Genomic DNA, 16,544 nt, shown 5'->3' on the forward strand with positions numbered 1-16,544 from the left:
CTGACTCGCGTCGAACAGCTGCGCGCGAGGGCGCGCAGCCGGACTACCGAGCCTCGAAAGCCTGGTCGCCCATCCCGGCGACGTACGTTGCTTGGGCGACGTGTTCGAGGGCGTCGGCCGAGATGCTCACGAGGCGCACCCCGAGCGTCACCACCGGATCCCAGCGCTCGTCGATGATGCGCGCAAGGTCAGTCTCGCTGAGTGACGCAATGAACGCGACCTGCGCCTCGACGACGGCGCTCAGATGGTCAATGAGGAGATCGCCATCATGGACGACGATGGCCCGCGCCTGCTCCGGCGTGTGCCCGTACCCGAGATCCCCCGGCTCGACGTCAAGTCCGAACTTTTCGGCGTAGCCCTCCGCGACCCACACCGATTCGTTTCCGGTGAGCGCGGCGAGCTGCACGTCGATCTCTCGGGCGGCGTGCCACAGGAGCCAGGCGATCGAGTTGTCGTGGTGCGGGTGCGCGTTGAGGAGTTCGGGTTCCAGCTTCCCGCGAAGCATTTCTGCTGCCTCCTGTGGGCGACGGGCGAGGTTGATCAGTACCGCTGTTGCATCCATGTACGCCACCATATGCCCGTCGGCAGACATCCGAAAGGGCAGCGAGACCGTCAGCCGGTAAGCGTGCAGCCGCTGTCTTCGAGGACGAGTCGCATCGTCGGGTTGAGCTCGTTCATTTGGCTCGCCACCGAACAGAAGTCTGTCGCTTCGATCTCGGTGTGACCGAGTGGAACCTCTTCAAGCGCGATTGTCGTTCCGCTGTCGAGCGTCAGCGTCTCGTAGATCTCACCGTTGGCACGAACGGTGATGTCGATGGGCTTCCCTGCAATGTCTTCCGGGAGGCTCCTCACCTCGACTGTCACCGTCCCTGTCGGGACCGTGGAGCAACCAACGAGCGCGAGCGCGGGCACTGCCGCCAAGGCAGCTGCAATGAGTTTCCGGTGCATAGCCTCAGTATTCCATGGCGCTGGGCATCGGTGTCGGCGGACCCGATCGGGTCCACGCATCTGCCGGACAACACACACGGGGGTCCGGCGTAAGCCGAACCCCCGTGTGCGGGAAATTTGTTCGTCTGTGCGGGCGTCAGCCCGGGAGACGGATTAGAACTGGTTCATCGTGTTGTCTTTACCACCCGCCTTCAGCGCTGCGTCACCTGCAAAGTACTCCTTGTGGTTGTCGCCGATGTCGCTGCCGGCCATGTTCTGGTGCTTCACCGTCGCGATGCCCTGGCGGATCTCCTCGCGCTGAACGTCGCGAACGTAGGTGAGCATGCCCTCGTCACCGAAGTAGCCCTTCGCGAGGTTGTCGGTCGACAGCGCCGCGGTGTGGTAGGTCGGGAGGGTGATGAGGTGGTGGAAGATGCCGGCGCGTGCCGAGCCGTCCTTCTGGAACGTGCGGATCTTCTCGTCGGCCAGTTCAGCCAGCTCGGTTCCGTCGTATTCGACAGCCATGAGCTTGTCGCGGTCGTACGCCGAGACGTCCTTGCCCTCCGCCTCGAGCTGATCGAACGCCTGCTGGCGGAAGTTCAGCGTCCAGTTGAACGACGGGCTGTTGTTGTAGACGAGCTTCGCGTTCGGGATGACCTCGCGGATGCGGTCAACCATGCCAGCGATCTGCTCGACGTGCGGCTTCTCGGTCTCGATCCAGAGGAGGTCAGCGCCGTTCTGCAGCGAGGTGATGCAGTCAAGCACGCAGCGGTCCTCGCCGGTGCCCTTCCGGAACTGGTACAGGTTCGACGCGAGGCGCTTCGGGCGGAGCAGCTTGCCGTCGCGCTTGATGACGACGTCGCCGTTGCCGAGCTGGTCTTCCGAGATCTCCTCGACGTCGAGGAACGCGTTGTACTGGTCGCCGAGGTCGCCCGGGGTGTTCGTGACGGCGAGCTTCTGCGTGAGGCCTGCGCCGAGCGAGTCGGTGCGGGCAACGATCACGCCGTTATCGATGCCGAGCTCGAGGAACGCGTAGCGGACCGCATTGATCTTCGCGAGGAAGTCCTCGTGCGGGACGGTGACCTTGCCGTCCTGGTGGCCGCACTGCTTCTCGTCGGATACCTGGTTCTCGATCTGGATGGCGCAGGCGCCGGCCTCGATCATCTTCTTCGCGAGCAGGTAGGTCGCCTCGGGGTTACCGAAGCCCGCGTCGATGTCGGCGATGATCGGCACGACGTGAGTCTCGAAGTTGTCGATCTGCGACTGCACGAACTCGACCGCGGTCTCGTCGCCGGCGACGCGAGCATCGTCGAGCTGGGTGAAGAGGAGGTCGAGCTCGCGGGCGTCGGCCTGGCGCAGGAAGGTGTAGAGCTCCTCGATGAGGGCCGGCACCGAGGTCTTCTCGTGCATCGACTGGTCGGGCAGCGGGCCGAACTCGGAGCGGAGAGCGGCGACCATCCAGCCCGAGAGGTACAGGTAGCGCTTGTTCGTCGTCTTCAGGTGCTTCTTGATCGAGATGAGTTTCTGCTGGCCGATGAAGCCGTGCCAGACGCCGAGCGACTGGGTGTAGACCGACGAGTCGGCGTCGTACTCGCCCATGTCCTTGCGCATGATGTCGGCGGTGTACTGCGCGATCTCGAGACCGGTCTTGAACCGGTTCTGGGCGCGCATTCGAGCAACGTACTCAGGATTGATCTGCTCCCAGCCGGCGCCGTGCTCGGCCTTGAGTGCCTCTACTGCCTCGAGATCGTCTTTGAATGCAGTCATCGTGACTCCTTTGTAGTGATTGCTAGATCTGTGGTGAATGCCAGATCACTTTTCGGTGATCGTTGCGGGCTACTTCTCACTCTGCACCCCCGCAACCGGCCGAGATGCACATTCCGGGGGTGAAATATGCGGGTATTTCTACTCGCTAGAAGAATCGGCGCGTGCGGCGCAGACGATAGCCACATGACCACGCTGACGCATGCTGCCCCTCGACCTCCGAGGAGTATCCGGTGAAAGTGCCGAGGCGAGCTGAGAACGTACGCGGTCCGCTCGCGCTTTTCGCCACCTGGGCCCTGCACGACGTCGAAGAGGCGCTGGCATTCCCGGCAACCTGTGACACCCACATCGCAGCTTCCCTCGCGCAGCGTCGCTACACGGCGGGAGCCGCGACCGCGGTGCCGATCATGTTGCCCGGGGCCGTTGCTGCCCGCCGCGAGCTCAAAGGTGCAGGCGAGCCGCTACGTTCCCCCGACTATGCTCGTGGAACCGCGATCCTTCTCCCTGCCGCGCTCCTCAGCCAGGCCCTGGCGCGAATCCTCCCGCTGAGGTAGCGCTGAGGTAGCGCTGGCTGAGACTCGGCTACTCTGGATCAGCCTCATCCCGCCCGCTCGCCTGGGCGCGCCGAAGCATCGGCCAGAACGGTGCGAAGTAACAGGCCACGCCAAGCGCTCCAGCCCACCCGAACGACGCTGCTCCCAACCCGATGAGCTGGAAGCCTGCCTGCGCAACCCAGAAGACGCCTAAGGCGACGGGTGCCGGCCAAGTCCAGGAGAAGCCGGTTCTACTCGCAACAAACACTGTGATGAAATGTCCCATCACGAACGTTACGACGGCGGCAACGAGGGCGAACCCAAAGGGGCCAAGCGACCAGCCTGGGGTACCGTCAATGTCCCAGTGCATCACGATCCCCTCGGCGGGAATAACAAGCCAGCTGCCCCAGGCCGCGACGAGTGCGATCACCGCTTCGACCACGACTGGGTTCGCACTGGGCTGCTGCTTGGCGGGCTCCGGTGGCTGCTCATTGGCTTGCATCGCTGCCAGCCTAGCAACGCCCCGGAATTCGCCGGGGACAGCGCGCACACGCCGCGCTAGGCCCGCCCAGCGGCTCCGCGCACGGCCTCCAGCCGCGGGTCGATCGAGTCGGCAAACAGTGAGATCTCCTGCTCACGAACTCCGTTCCTCCGCGCGCGCTCTCGCCAGTCGGCGATCGCATCGGCGACTGCCCGCATGCGTGCCCGAGCTTCCGCAATGGTCAGGCTGCAGGAGGCCGCCAGGTCAAGCAATGCGTCGGCCTCGTTCTCGATGCTATCAGCGCCCATAATCGACGTTGAACGCCGCTGCCAGAGGTCGGGGTTGGGGTTGACATCGAACGCAGGGCTGAGCGCCCAGAAACGACGGGCGGCGAGGAATCCGTGGTTCCTCAGGTGATCGTCGGTATTGCCGAGCGCTACCGAGGCCACCACCCGGCCGAACAGTTCGTGGTGATCGCCGACGAGGTCATCCGAGAGATCTCGCATGGCATCTGCGAGCTCGCCATAGTCGCGATGCTCGCCGTCCGCAGCTCCAAGCGCGGTCATCGCGCTGATGTATCCGATGCGTCCGCCCGCAGCTGCGCGATCGAAGCGGCGAAGCAGCAGCACGCTTCGCTCTCCGACTGCGGTCAGCCGTCGGCTGGGGGTGCGTAGACCGGCATCGCCCAACAGATCGAGCGCTGTCGCCTCCCAGGCCATGACATCCCACCTGTCGCTCCCGTGCGGGAACTTCGCGATCGCGAGCGCGCCGTCTTCGAGCCGCACGGAAGCCTTTGGCCGTGCCCCTCCGAGCCCCGTCGTGCCGGTATCGAGAAGCTGCTTGATCGCCCCACGCGGATCCTCATCCGCCACGAGCGCGTCAGAGGCGCGAAGCAGCTCCGGGAGGGAAACCAGTTGTGGAACGGTCGATGGCGGGCCACTAAAGCCCGTTTCGCCGGCGAGGCGAAATCGCAGCGCACCCTGACGGGTGTCGTCGCTCACGCCCAGGAGAAAGTCGAGGTCGTCAAGGCCGCGCGGTGATCGACCCTCCGAGCGCGCACGCGACCGCTCTGCCTTTTCGATGAGGTTTCTACCCCAGCGATCAGGAGCGCTGTCCGCGAAGGCGCGCACAAGCCCCGGCTGGTATTGCGCTCCTGTCACGAGCGGAAGCGCAGGATCAATGCTCGCCGCACCGCCCGCAAGGTACCCCGGGGCGTAGAGGAACGTTGTCGAGACCTGGCCGCGTTGCCGCGTGACGTGCGCCTGCCCGACGATTGCGGGGCCTCCCTCGCGATCAACGAACACCTCAATGGTGGTCATCGCGCACGCTTCTTTTCAAGATTTCCGGCACGCAGCCTGCCGATGTCGCTGTTCAGCGGATCGGCGGCGCTCACGACCTGATCAAGCACACCAAGCGCACGCAAGACCTGAGCGACGTTCCCAAATCCTGCGCCCGATTCGCCATTCTCAATTTTGCGCAGCGTCGATCGCGTGATCCCGGCGCGCTCGGCGACCTGCTGCGCGGTCAACCCAAGCACCATCCGCCAGCCCCGGATGTGTTCGCCGAACTCCCTAAGTTCCCGGTCGATCCGATAGCCACTCATGCAAGGCACCTCCAATGGCTATTATTCTATTCACATATACCCAATATGGCTAGCATAATCACCATTACTGAGAGCCGCGATCCTGATCATCGAGCGCCCCAGCTCACCGCCGCAACGCCGCCCGTGCCCCGCGCTACCCGCGCGCGCTGAGCGAGGTCGCCGAGGCGGGCGGCGCGCCGATCTCCTCGACGGTGTGCCCGGCGCACGCCTCCGTGGTGGCGCGCGCACTCACGATGCGGGAGATGAGAAACCAGCGCATCGCGTCGCGCAGTCGGCACCACCCGATGAGATACCAGCGGCCGCCAGTCGAGGCGAAGATCACGGGCTCGACGTCTCGGACGGTCTCGTCGCCGGCGGCCGAGCGGTACCGGATCCGCGCGACGCGCTGCTCCGCCAGCGCCTCCTCGAGCGCGGAACGCACCGGACGCGAAGTGGCGCCGTCCCCACTCACCCAGATGCGCTGGGCGAGGTCGTCCGCCCGGGCACGCGTGCCGGGGTCGAGCACGTCGAGGATCTTGCGCACCCCCGCAGAGGCGAGGTCAGCGTAGGGCGCATCGGGCGCCGCGGATACGGCGGCGAGCAGCGCGACGGCTTGTGCCGGGCTCAGGCTGATGGGCGGGAGATTTCCCTGCGGCAGCATGCCATACCCTCCGCCCGGGCCGGGGCGCGCCCAGATCGGCAGCCCGCTGTTCTCAAGGGCGTCGATGTCGCGCTTCACCGTGCGCAGGGACACCCCGTACTCCGCCGCGAGCCTGTCGGCGGTGACACCGCGCGCGCCGCTCCGGCGCAGCGATTCCGTCATGGCGTGCAGCCGCTCCGATCGCCTCATGGGCCCCTCCGATCACGTTGCTCAAATCATGACAGAAATGGTGACATGAGGGTGTCCCCACCCCGGGAGATGATCGATGCATGACATCACACACCGAGACCACCCCGATCATCCTCGTTCCCGGGCACTGGCTCGGCGCCTGGGCCTGGGACGAGGTCGTCGAACACCTCGCCGCCACCGGGTACCGCGCCAGCGCGCTCACGCTCCCTGGCCTCGATCCGGCAGATCAGGATCGCGCCAAGCGCATCCTCACCGACCAGGTTGCGGCGCTCGACACCGCGGTCCGAGCGTGCGGCGCTCCCGTCACCCTTGTCGCGCACAGCGGCGCGAACGGGCCGGTAACGACGCTGCTCGACCGCTCCCCCGAACTCGTGGAGCGGGTGGTCTGGGTCGACAGCGGACCCGCCTCCGACGGGTTGGCCTTCGCGCCGGACTTCCCCGAGGACCTCGCGGGGCTCCCGCTCCCCGACTTCGATGCGCTCGGCGAGCAGGCCAGCCTCGCTGGACTCAGCGAAGCCACGCTCGACAGGTTTCGCGAGCGCGCGGTCGCAGAACCCGCGGGGGTGCTGCGCGAGCCGGTGCGACTCGGCAACGATGCCCGGTACGAGGTGCCGACGACGTTCGTGTGCTGTTCCCTCCCGAGCGCGCAGGTGCGGGAGCTCGCGACCGCGGGCCACCCCATGTTCGCCGAGGTCCCGCGCTTTGCTGACGCCCGCTACGTCGACCTCGCGACCGGGCACTGGCCGATGTGGAGCCGCCCGCGCGAGCTCGCGGAGATCATCGCCGCAAAGGCTGGGGCGCGTCCCGCGAGATGACTTCCGCGAGTTGCGCGGGGTGAGTGAGATGTGGATGGTGTCCCGCATCCGGGATCGTCACCACCTCGGTGGCGGGGCGTTGCGCCAGGATGCCGGCGACGTCTGTGTCGAGCGGATCGCGTGCTCCGACGACGACCCGCAGCGGGCCGTCGTAGTGGAGGAGCGCATCCTGAAGGTCGGCTCGCCACCGGGACGAGGCTGCCTGGTCGAGCTGCGCTGCGACACGCTTCGCACCGCCACGCCTGAGGTCCATCACTGTCGACGCCAGCGAGACCTCTGCGCCAGTCGTGCCCGTCAGCCGTGTCGAGAGGCGTGCGGCACTCACTGTCCGGAGGTATCCCGCCACCATCCACCGGGGCGCCGCACGGAGCGCTGGGCGCGGTTGCAGGAAGAACGGCGAGACGAGCGTCAAAGATGACACGGCCGCAGGGTTCAGCTGGGCCGCGCGAAGGGCTGCGGCTGCACCGATCGAGTGCCCGACGAGATGAACACCTGCGCTCGGCATGACGGCCGGCAGCCACGTGTCCCAGTCGACAGCGCCCCGCCCACCGCTGAGACCGAGGCCAGGCAGGTCAACGACCGTTCCCGACAGACGATCAGCAACACCGGCCCACGTGTCCGCGTTGATGGGCAGGCCTGGGAAGACGAGCAGGCGCGGCTCCTCAGCCCCCAGTGCGAACGTGCGCACGCCGGCAGCGCTCGCAACGCGACGCCCCGTGCCAGCCGCTTCTCCGAACCGGTGAGCCGCAAGATAGTCGGCCCACCGTTCAAGCGACGCGAGGACGTTCGGATGGACGAGTCCGTGCCGCGCCGCAAGGGTCCGCGCCGATCCGGTCGGATACCGATCGGTCGACATGAACGACAGCGTCTCAGGGTCCGCCTTCGTCAGCCACCGCGGCAACCGCCGAATGGCGGACACGGGAAGCCGCAGTCGGGGCACTGCGACCTCGAGGTGGTGGCCGACGTGGGTGAGCAGGTCGCCGAGTGCCGGGGTATCCTCGTCGAGCACCCAGTAGGCCTGCCCAGCCGCGGCAGGGTCCCCAGCTGCCCGCTCCATGAACGCGGCGAGGTAGTCAACGGTAACCACGGGGAGAAACACATCACGACCCCCGGGAAGCGCCGCAATCTCGCCGCGATACAGCTGTCCGATTGTCGACGCGAGGCCGATAAGCTGATCCGATTCCCCGGAGACACTGTGCCCGATGACGCTCGACGGATTCAGCACCGTCCAGGGAATTCCCCGCTCGGTGGCGAGCGCCTGGAACACAGCGTCCGACTCCATCTTCGATCCCTCGTACGCGCCGGCCTCGACATACACCTTCGACCGATGGCGGTCACTCCAGGGTACGGATGCCGGATCCTGCCCTCCGACCCGGTACCCGGAGACGTGCAGCACCCGCTGGAGACGCGGCAGCTTGGCCGCGCACTCAAGGATTCGCTCGACGATCCCGACGTTCGCCTCGCGTGCCTCTTCAATGCTCATGCCGAAGCGATAGAGCCCCGCGCAGTTATGAATCTCGGTAATCGAACCGAACTGGCTGAGGCCGCCGGCGAACATCTCCGGCGCGGCGAAGTCGACGAGGGCAGTGCGAAGCTCACCGCGGGCTTCCCGTTCCCGCACCCAACGCTCGAGTGTGGATCCCGATTCCGCGGTTCGGACGGCAGCAACAACGCTCACCCCTGCACGCACGAGCTGGAGCACGAGGTGCTTCCCGACGAGGCCCGACGCCCCAAACACCAGCGCATGCCGAGACGTCGGCTCCGCACCGCTCACGCTCCGGCCACCTGACCGGTGCGCATCGCGATCATGTCGGCGAGGAGATCAGCGGTCGACTCAAGCGGCTGCGTCGTGCGCATGGCCCGGGACAGCACGACTGCCCCCTCTACTGCAGCAACGATTGCGGTTGCGAGCGACAGTGCGTCCGCGGCGCTCAGCCCCTCGGACTGCAACAGCCCCGCCGTCGGCTCGATCCAGGAGCTGAAAGCGCGCTCGCACGTCGCGCGAAGTCGATCGCTCTCGGCGCCCATCTCGAGCGTCACAACGGAGACTGGGCACCCCAGTCGGTAGTCGCTCTCGCTCACGATTGTGGCGACCGCGGCAATGACCGCCCGGACCGAGCCGGCGACGCTCCCCTCGGACTGTGCTGCCTCGCGCAGCAGCTCCTCAAACTGCGCCTGAGCGAGCTCGACGGCGGCGGCACCGAGGCCCTCCTTGCCGTCCGGGAAGTGAAAGTACATCGAGCCCTTCGGTGCCCCAGCATGCTCCGTGACAGCCGCAAGCCCGGTGCCGCTGTAGCCGTTGAGCTGGATGAGTTCAAGCATTGAATGGACGAGACGGGCTCGCGTTCGCTCCCCTTTGGAGAGCCCGTCCGCCGAGGAGGAAGCCGCCGCAACTAAGGCCCGGGCCACGCTGGAATCTGATTCAGTGGGTTGCATGATTCCATAATAGACCAGTCTATATATTTTCTTCACATACGTGTGCGCCAGGCCCGACCCGGACGAGCGACACGGCGGCGCTTTGCGGGCCCCGCGTCAGGGCCCGAAGACCAACCGGGTCACGAGTTCGTGCCGGTCGCGTGACTCGTCGCCCAGGGATGCGAGGAAGCCGGCGAGGCTCTCGGCAACGACCGTCGACTCCTCGAACTCCGGCTCCTCGCCGTACACAACGGCGCCGTCAGCGCGCACAGCCAAGTAGGCGTAGTGGCCGCGAACGCAGAGCAGGATCGGCACGTGCGCGCTCCAGAACTCCCGAACACGAGCGGCCTCGCGTTCAGTCGCCGCCACCTCAAGGCTAAGCGTTTCGAACGCGTTCCACGCGAAGGCGTCATCCGTTTGGCCACCGTAGTCAGCTAGGCTCAAGAACCACACCGCGTCGTCCGGAGCCGACAGCGAGGCGAAGGCCGAAACCCAGTCCACGAGACCGTCCGGCGCGCCAGCGAGCGGCCGGGGTATGGCCTCATCGCGCGGTCGGTGGGCGGGGGCGCTCACCCACCCCGATCCCGCCAGGTGAGCTATGGCCTCTGCTGCGGCATTCATCGTTCGAACAGTGTAAGGCACTCGCGACGCGTACCTACCGCTTACGTTGGCACCGCGGGCAGTAGTGGCTCGACCGCCCACCAAACGGGACGCGCTTGATCGCGGTGCCGCAGCGCGGGCATGCCTCTCCCCCCGCGCCCGTAGGCGTTCAGCGAGTGCGCGAAGTGCCCCCGCTGTCCTCGTGTGAGACATTCAAGTTGGATAGGGGCCATCGCATACCCGTCCAAGATCACTAACAAGTTGGCGTGTGGATGTCGTTGGCAACCCACACTCAGACCAGCGATGCCCGTCGCAACGCATCGCATCGCATGCGAGCACCGATCGGGTCCGCCACGGTATCGCTGATACGACCCAAGTACTTCAAGTCGTTTTGCAAGCTGCCTGTGGGCCTCGGATGGCTGGTCTTTCGCCGCCTGCTCCCGACAAGCCGATCCGCAACCAGCAAAGCGCCGAGCGCCTGAGACTGCACTGCCCCAACGTTGCCAGCTACTGGGCATGAAGTGCGCGTGTAATCGCTTCCTCGATCTTGTCCGCCCTCAAGACGGTAGACCCTTGCCCATTCGCGTAGTGGTGCATTCGAATGACGCGCTGGTGCGCTCCATCCCCAAGAACCAGATCGACGGCATCCGCGATGCGACGGTCGCGGCTCCTATGCGCCCCCGTCAACCAGTCGTGCGCCGCCTTCCCCATCCCGACGAGAACTGGTGGTTGGCCCCCTGTTCCAGCAAGACAAAGGCGTAGCTCCTCTTTCAATATCTCCGCACACCGAGCGACATGATCAACACCCACCTCCATGTCACTCTTGATCTTCGATTCGAGGTCCTGGGCATTCGGCGTCGCAACCAGCTTGAATACGTCGGTCATGTAAAACGCTGGAATCGGCGTACTGAATCGCCGGAGACTTTCCGCAAAAGACTTTGACAGGGTCGTATCCGGCCCGTGATTGTGAAAATTCGCCCAATCGGGAATCGTGGACGGGATATCAGTGCCACCCATGTTTATGCCGAAAAACACCACCCCAGTCGAGAACGGTTCCAGCGCGGTGAAGTCGGCTTCGTTGTCTGCAGTAATCGGTGCGAGTTCCTGCGTGGTTACCCCCCATCGGGACCACGACGCTATTTGCCCCATTCGCCACAAATTGGCATATTCCGGGTGCGTCAACGACAGATCACGTAGCCCTTGATAGATGGAAAACGGGATGCTCAGGGTGGGCATAGTAGCGAACCTTTCGTCTGCTGGAATGCTAAGGCGGATCTGATTTACCAGTCTCATGACAATTGGTCTGCGTGCGCAAGTGGGGTTTGATGCTCGTGTGGGTCGTCTCCCGGAGAAGGCTTGCTGACCTGAGCCGAGACCGGCCTGCTACAGGGCCACTGGGTCATCTGTTCGTATAGGGATCGGCTGCCCAGACGAGACGGATAAATCCGCGTCCTCGGGAGTAGTTCCAATCACCGTGCGGAGAAGGCGGGCATTGATCTCGTTGGGGTCCTCCAAAGCCTTGGAGCGGCAGTTCGCATTCCTTCTGCGTCGAACCGTTCTCGGCGCGAGGTCACAGATCACCAGGCGTAGGACATCGGAGCGACACCCGGGCCGGGCCAGATCTTGTCCAGCTCCGCCAGCGTTTCGGCGTCGAGCTCGATGCTCAGCGCGTCGACAGCAATTTCAAGCTGTTGTGTTGTCCGGGAGCCTGCGATGACCGTTGAGACAATCGGCTGGTGCAGCAGCCATGCCTGAGCGACTTCGGCCGAACTGTGCCCCAGCTTCGCGCACAGCGCTTCATATTCGGTCAACTGGTCGGACAGTGCCGCGTAGGCTTCGCTCTGCAGCGCACGGCGCTCGGTCTTCTCGCCCTCCCGGGGGCGCCCGGCCAGGACGCCCATCGCCAGCGGACTCCAGGGGATCAGCCCGATCCCGAAGTGCCCAAGCGCCGGGATAAGCTCCTGCTCAACCGCGCGATTGATGAGGTTGTAGCGACTCTGTTCGGACACGAGTCCGAGAATGCTGCGGTGATGAGCCGTCAGCTGGGCAGTGGCGACGTCCCAGCCTGCGAAGTTCGAGGAACCGACGTAAGTGATCTTGCCTTCGGCGACGAGCTGGTCCATAGCCTGCCAGATCTCCTCGAACGGTGTCGCACGGTCAACGTGGTGCATCTGGTAGAGGTCGATGTGGTCGGTCTGCAGCCGTCGCAGGCTGGCCTCGCAGGCGCGCTTGAGATGGTACGCCGAGAGCCGTCGGTCGTTTGGCCCGAGACCCATCGGCTGATAGGCCTTGGTCGCGAGCACGATATCGTCCCGATGGCCGGACTTCTTCAGCCAGCTTCCGACGATCTCCTCGGAGGTGCCGTAGCCCTGGGCCATGTCGGGCCTCTGAGGGCCTCCGTAAACGTCGGCGGTGTCGAAGAAGTTCACGCCGAGCTCGATCGCCCGATCCATGATCTCGAATGCCTCGGGCTCATCTGTGGCATCGCCGAAGTTCATGCAGCCCAGCCCGATCGCGCTGACGAGAAGCCCTGATCGGCCGAGGTGCCTGTATTGCATAGTGTTCTCGGTCATGCGTTCCACGGTATGGAGTCGAACGAAGCCGAGGGAGACTCTCTCGGTACCCCCACCGAGCGGAACTCCCCAGGCTCTGCCGAACATGATTGCCTAGATTTCCAAGTCCACTGCACCACAGGGAGCGCGCTATGAATACGAGACCCAGCATCGCCGCCCTGTCAACAGCCGCCGCGATGTCTGCCGCATTCGCCTCATGCGGCGCTCAGGGCCCCGAGACGAGGCCAACCACATCTTCTGAACGATCCGAGCCGTCAGAGTCTACGCCGGAATGGAAAAGATCAACTATCCGCCACGGAGGTTCGGCGCCACGGGCAACGCGGGGATGGCACCTGAGGTCGGCGATCTATTCTCCTGCGTACCGTGGAGCAACTTGGGCTTCTTCTACGAGACCGGATTGCTCGGCCAGTCCCGAGATCTCATCCGGCTGGGAACGACCGATGACCTCGAGGCAGTCATGGAGCTCGAGGGGACGGCAGTGACGATCGATATCGCGGAGTGGGCGGGCGAAACGGCGGCGCTCGCTACCTCTTTTTATCGGTAAGGGGAACGTCTGCGGCCCGTGTGGGCGCTGCGTACTCGCTGGCAGCCCAGGAGGCGAGCAGATGCAGTTTCTCCGCCGACTCCGATCCTGGTTCCGCGGCATAGATCGTGATCGACAGCCCCGGCTCGGATTCCATCTCCATGCCCTCGTAAGCGAGCGTCATCTCGCCGACCACCGCATGGTGGAAGGTCTTGAACCCCGTGCCGTGATGGCGGACGTTGTGCGCGCCCCAGCGAGCGCGGAAGTCGGTGCTGCGGGTGGAGAGCTCGCCGATGAGATCGTGCAGCTCCTTGTTGTGCGGGTCGCGACCGGCCTCAGTGCGCAGGATCGCGACCGTCACATCGGCGAACACCTCCCAGTCAGGGTAGAAGTCGTGGGCTCGCTCGTCGAGGAACGTGAAGCGGGCGATGTTCGGCGGCTGCCCCTGGATCCGGCCAGGCATATCGAAGACTTCCTTGTAGAACGCACGCGCCAAGGTATTGGTCGCGAGGATGTCCATCCGTCCGTTGCGCACGAACGCCGGCCCGCCCGTCACCGCGTCCAGCATCCACTGCAGGCTAGTATGCGGCTGCCAGCTCTTGGGATTCCTGCGCCGCGGCGGACGCGCCACAGGGCTCGCGGCGTGGGCGAGATCGAATAGGTGGGCGCGCTCGGCGTCGTCGAGGCGAAGCCCCTTGGAGATCGCGTCGAGGATCTCGGGGGACGCTCCGCTGATCGAGCCTCGTTCGAGCTTGGTGTAGTACTCGACGCTCACCCCGGCGAGGGTCGCGACCTCAGTGCGTCGCAGGCCTTCGACGCGGCGGTTGGTGCCGGCGGGCAGCCCCACCTCGTCCGGGGTCACCCGAGCTCGGCGAGAAGTCAGGAACTCGCGTACCTCTGCTCGATTGTCCATGCTTCAACGATACGTGGGACCGCCGAGCCAAAGGAGTCTCTGGCAGTACCCCTTTTCAGCGAGCCTCCCACTAGCACTCGAATACCCAGAACATGGATATACCTGGCGCTGTCACGCGTTGCCCGGCACCCGAGAACCATGGGATCACGGAATCCCCGAAAGAAGGAGAACCCTGCCTTGCGCGGAGTCATCATGCATTCCCCCGGAGACGTCCGCATCGAAGAGCGCCCTGATCCGACCATCGAGCAGCCCACCGATGCAGTCATTCGCGTCACCGCATCCTGCATCTGCGGCTCGGACCTGTGGCCGTATCGCGGCGCAGAATCCGTTGAGGATGCACCCATGGGCCACGAATACGTCGGTGTTGTCGAACAGATCGGCAGCGCCGTCAAGGAGATCCAGGTCGGCGACTACGTCGTCGGTTCCTTCGTCGCTTCCGACAACACCTGCGAGATCTGCCTGGCGGGCTTCCAGTCACGGTGCATCCATCAGGTAATGATCGGAGCCATCGGTACCCAGGCTGAGAAGGCCCGCATCCCCTTGGCCGACGGCACTCTGGTGAAGGTCCCCGGCGAGCCCACCGAGGCGCAGGCCAAAAGCCTGCTGGCGGCATCTGACGTCCTCGGAACCGGCTGGTTCGCCGCCGTAGCCGCAGAGACGGGCCCGGGCAAGACCGTCGCTGTCGTGGGAGACGGAGCAGTCGGGCTCCTGGGCATCCTCGCCGCCAAGCGTCTCGGCGCGGAACGCATCATCGCTTTCTCCCGCCATGCCGACCGCCAGGCCCTGGCAAAGCAGTTCGGAGCGACCGACATTGTCGAAGAACGCGGCGAGGCAGGGAACGCGAAGATCAAGGAGCTCACCGGCGGGTACGGCGCTCACTCGACCATCGAAGCGGTCGGCACCCAGGAGTCCATGCTCCAGGCCATCGGGTCCACCCGCCCCGGTGGGCACGTCGGCTATGTGGGCGTGTCCCACGGCGTCGAACTCGACGGTCTCGACCTGTTCTTCGCCACCGTCAACCTGCTCGGCGGACCCGCCCCCGTGCGCCGATTCCTGCCGGAGCTCATCGACCTGATCATGACTGACCAGATCGACCCGGGCATCGTCTTCGACCTGAGCCTGCCGCTCGATCAAGCTGCGGAGGGCTACAGGGCGATGGACGAGCGCCGTGCCACCAAGGTGCTGCTCACCCCCTGAACCTCGCCGCCCGAGCGCCCCGTGGAGCACAATCCACGGGGCGCTCATCCATGACCACGAACGAAAGCCCACCATGCCCCCTCTAGACACCGCCCGCAAGGCGGGCCCTGTCCTCGCGACGCTCCTCCTACTGCTGACCGTCTTCGGTCCCATCTCGATGGATCTCTACCTGCCCGTCTTGCCAGCCCTGACCACGGAGCTCAGTGCGAGCACCTCGGCGGCGCAGTTCACCCTCACCGCCTGCCTGATCGGCCTGGCCCTCGGCCAGATGATCGCCGGTCCGCTCTCGGACCGGTTCGGTCGCAAGAGCCCCCTCATTGTCGGCCTGGTCGCCTACATTGCGGCCTCGGTGCTGTGCGCGGTGAGCCCGTCGATTGAGACGCTGGTCTCCGCCCGCCTCGTCCAGGGCCTCGCGGGTGCGGTCGGCATCGTCATCTCGCAGGCAGCAGGGCGCGACGTCTACTCGGGCAGCGCGCTGATCCGCTTCTATGGCAAAGTCACCGTACTCGGCGGCCTCGCAGCGATTATCGGTCCCTTCCTCGGCGGGCAGCTCGCCCGGTTCACTGACTGGCGCGGCATCTTCCTGTTCCTCGCGTTGTTGGGTGCCCTCATTATGGCCGCTACTCTCGCGATCTACCGGGAGACTCTCCCGAAGAACAAGCGCACCACAGGTGGCATGGCCCAGTCGACACGCGACTTCCGCACCCTATTCTCCGACAGGCTGTTCGCCGGTGCAGTCCTGATCTGCGGCCTCACCCACGCTGCATTGTTCGCCTATCTCTCGGGCGCAACCTACATCCTCCAGGACGGATACGGTCTCACTCCGCAGGGCTACGCGATGGCCTTTGGCGCGAACTCCGCCGGCTACATGGTCTTCGGCTGGCTCGGCGGCCGCCTTGCTGACCGGTGGTCCGAGCGCGGAGCTCTCGGGCTAGGTGTCCTCGTCACGGGCGTCGGATCGCTCGGTCTGCTGTACACCGGCATGGCGGACGCGCCATTGCCGATCGTGCTGGTTTCCCTGTTCGTCCTTGCTTCCGGCGTCGCCCTCGCCGCGCCGCCTTCGGCCTCATTGGCGTTGACAGACTACCCGGAGCTTGCTGGCACCGCTTCCTCCGTTCTGGGCTGCGCCCGTTTCGGGCTCGGGGGCATTGCCGCGCCCCTGGTCGGGCTCGGCGGCGCGACTGCAGTCCTGCCCCTAGGCATCGTGTCGGTCTCTTGCGTCGCTCTCTCGTTCCTCGCGTTCGTCCTCTTCGTCGGTCGGAATCGGGCACCAGAAAATCTGTCGCAGCGCGAAGGGGGAACGCAGAGCGAACCTCAGTGCGCAGGCTCCGCCAAGTGAACAGCAGCGCTGAAGGGCCGACCACCAAGGTG

General features: G+C 65.4%; 18 protein-coding genes and 1 pseudogene. 5 read left to right on the plus strand and 14 right to left on the minus strand.

All coding sequences use genetic code 11. From position 1 onward, the window contains the following. Positions 1 to 43 precede the first annotated feature (43 nt). The 3 genes from BJ960_RS09160 to BJ960_RS09170 form a co-directional block, all read right to left on the minus strand. On the minus strand, positions 44 to 562 hold the full coding sequence (locus BJ960_RS09160) for a mycothiol transferase (protein WP_185987063.1): 519 nt from the start codon (positions 560 to 562) through the stop codon (positions 44 to 46). Between the two features lie 50 nt (positions 563 to 612). After that, positions 613 to 948 carry a hypothetical protein gene (locus BJ960_RS09165; RefSeq protein ID WP_185987064.1) on the minus strand — a complete coding sequence of 112 codons (336 nt, stop codon included), beginning with the start codon at positions 946 to 948 and terminating at the stop codon, positions 613 to 615. Positions 949 to 1,101: 153 nt separating this feature from the next. After that, positions 1,102 to 2,694, minus strand: a complete 1,593-nt coding sequence (locus BJ960_RS09170; RefSeq protein WP_185987065.1) for an isocitrate lyase — start codon at positions 2,692 to 2,694, stop codon at positions 1,102 to 1,104. Positions 2,695 to 2,924: 230 nt separating this feature from the next. On the opposite strand from BJ960_RS09170, the gene BJ960_RS09175 reads away from it, so the two are divergent. Next, positions 2,925 to 3,245 carry a hypothetical protein gene (locus BJ960_RS09175; RefSeq protein ID WP_185987066.1) on the plus strand — a complete coding sequence of 107 codons (321 nt, stop codon included), beginning with the start codon at positions 2,925 to 2,927 and terminating at the stop codon, positions 3,243 to 3,245. Positions 3,246 to 3,273: 28 nt separating this feature from the next. Here the strand turns inward: BJ960_RS09175 and BJ960_RS09180 are convergent, their stop codons facing one another. From BJ960_RS09180 to BJ960_RS09195, 4 genes are all read right to left on the minus strand, one after another. Then, positions 3,274 to 3,726: a hypothetical protein gene (locus BJ960_RS09180; protein WP_185987067.1), complete on the minus strand. Its 453-nt coding sequence runs from the start codon at positions 3,724 to 3,726 to the stop codon at positions 3,274 to 3,276. 56 nt (positions 3,727 to 3,782) lie between these two features. Next, positions 3,783 to 5,024, minus strand: a complete 1,242-nt coding sequence (locus BJ960_RS09185) for a type II toxin-antitoxin system HipA family toxin (RefSeq protein ID WP_185987068.1) — start codon at positions 5,022 to 5,024, stop codon at positions 3,783 to 3,785. After that, on the minus strand, positions 5,021 to 5,308 hold the full coding sequence (locus BJ960_RS09190) for a helix-turn-helix domain-containing protein (protein WP_185987069.1): 288 nt from the start codon (positions 5,306 to 5,308) through the stop codon (positions 5,021 to 5,023). The genes BJ960_RS09185 and BJ960_RS09190 overlap by 4 nt, the downstream gene beginning before the upstream one ends. 133 nt (positions 5,309 to 5,441) lie before the next feature. After that, complete coding sequence (locus BJ960_RS09195; RefSeq protein ID WP_185987070.1) at positions 5,442 to 6,137, minus strand: helix-turn-helix transcriptional regulator; 696 nt, start codon at positions 6,135 to 6,137, stop codon at positions 5,442 to 5,444. A gap of 80 nt (positions 6,138 to 6,217) precedes the next feature. Here BJ960_RS09195 and BJ960_RS09200 point away from each other — a divergent pair, with 80 nt between their 5' ends. Continuing rightward, a complete protein-coding gene (locus tag BJ960_RS09200; RefSeq protein ID WP_185987071.1) occupies positions 6,218 to 6,952 on the plus strand; it encodes an alpha/beta fold hydrolase in 735 nt (244 codons plus the stop codon). Here BJ960_RS09200 and BJ960_RS09205 read toward each other — a convergent pair. The 6 genes and pseudogenes from BJ960_RS09205 to BJ960_RS09230 all read right to left on the minus strand — a co-directional run bounded on the left by BJ960_RS09205 (position 6,915) and on the right by BJ960_RS09230 (position 12,525). Continuing rightward, complete coding sequence (locus BJ960_RS09205; protein WP_185987072.1) at positions 6,915 to 8,726, minus strand: alpha/beta fold hydrolase; 1,812 nt, start codon at positions 8,724 to 8,726, stop codon at positions 6,915 to 6,917. The genes BJ960_RS09200 and BJ960_RS09205 overlap by 38 nt on opposite strands. Further along, entirely contained in the window at positions 8,723 to 9,274 is a 552-nt protein-coding gene (locus tag BJ960_RS09210; RefSeq protein ID WP_185987073.1) for a TetR/AcrR family transcriptional regulator, read from the minus strand. The genes BJ960_RS09205 and BJ960_RS09210 overlap by 4 nt, the downstream gene beginning before the upstream one ends. Before the next feature lie 210 nt (positions 9,275 to 9,484). Next, positions 9,485 to 9,988, minus strand: a complete 504-nt coding sequence (locus BJ960_RS09215) for a hypothetical protein (protein WP_185987074.1) — start codon at positions 9,986 to 9,988, stop codon at positions 9,485 to 9,487. 34 nt (positions 9,989 to 10,022) lie between these two features. Next, positions 10,023 to 10,167: pseudogene (locus BJ960_RS16730) on the minus strand (zinc finger domain-containing protein); the annotation flags it as partial. A gap of 307 nt (positions 10,168 to 10,474) precedes the next feature. Then, positions 10,475 to 11,203, minus strand: a complete 729-nt coding sequence (locus tag BJ960_RS09225) for a hypothetical protein (RefSeq protein ID WP_185987075.1) — start codon at positions 11,201 to 11,203, stop codon at positions 10,475 to 10,477. A gap of 341 nt (positions 11,204 to 11,544) precedes the next feature. Further along, on the minus strand, positions 11,545 to 12,525 hold the full coding sequence (locus BJ960_RS09230; protein ID WP_185988229.1) for an aldo/keto reductase: 981 nt from the start codon (positions 12,523 to 12,525) through the stop codon (positions 11,545 to 11,547). Between the two features lie 286 nt (positions 12,526 to 12,811). Between BJ960_RS09230 and BJ960_RS09235 the strand changes: the two genes are divergently transcribed. Continuing rightward, entirely contained in the window at positions 12,812 to 13,084 is a 273-nt protein-coding gene (locus BJ960_RS09235) for a cyclophilin-like fold protein (RefSeq protein WP_185987076.1), read from the plus strand. Here the strand turns inward: BJ960_RS09235 and BJ960_RS09240 are convergent. Continuing rightward, the gene (locus BJ960_RS09240) at positions 13,065 to 13,976 is read right to left on the minus strand and encodes a helix-turn-helix transcriptional regulator (protein ID WP_185987077.1); all 912 of its coding nucleotides are present in this window, start codon (positions 13,974 to 13,976) and stop codon (positions 13,065 to 13,067) included. The two genes, BJ960_RS09235 and BJ960_RS09240, sit on opposite strands and share 20 nt — an antisense overlap. 177 nt (positions 13,977 to 14,153) lie before the next feature. Here BJ960_RS09240 and BJ960_RS09245 point away from each other — a divergent pair, with 177 nt between their 5' ends. Both BJ960_RS09245 and BJ960_RS09250 read left to right on the plus strand, forming a co-directional pair. Next, complete coding sequence (locus BJ960_RS09245; RefSeq protein ID WP_185987078.1) at positions 14,154 to 15,173, plus strand: zinc-dependent alcohol dehydrogenase family protein; 1,020 nt, start codon at positions 14,154 to 14,156, stop codon at positions 15,171 to 15,173. Positions 15,174 to 15,246: 73 nt separating this feature from the next. Continuing rightward, a complete protein-coding gene (locus BJ960_RS09250) occupies positions 15,247 to 16,512 on the plus strand; it encodes a multidrug effflux MFS transporter (protein ID WP_185987079.1) in 1,266 nt (421 codons plus the stop codon). Positions 16,513 to 16,544 lie beyond the last annotated feature (32 nt).

This window comes from Leucobacter aridicollis (assembly GCF_013409595.1).
Lineage (GTDB): Bacteria > Actinomycetota > Actinomycetes > Actinomycetales > Microbacteriaceae > Leucobacter > Leucobacter aridicollis.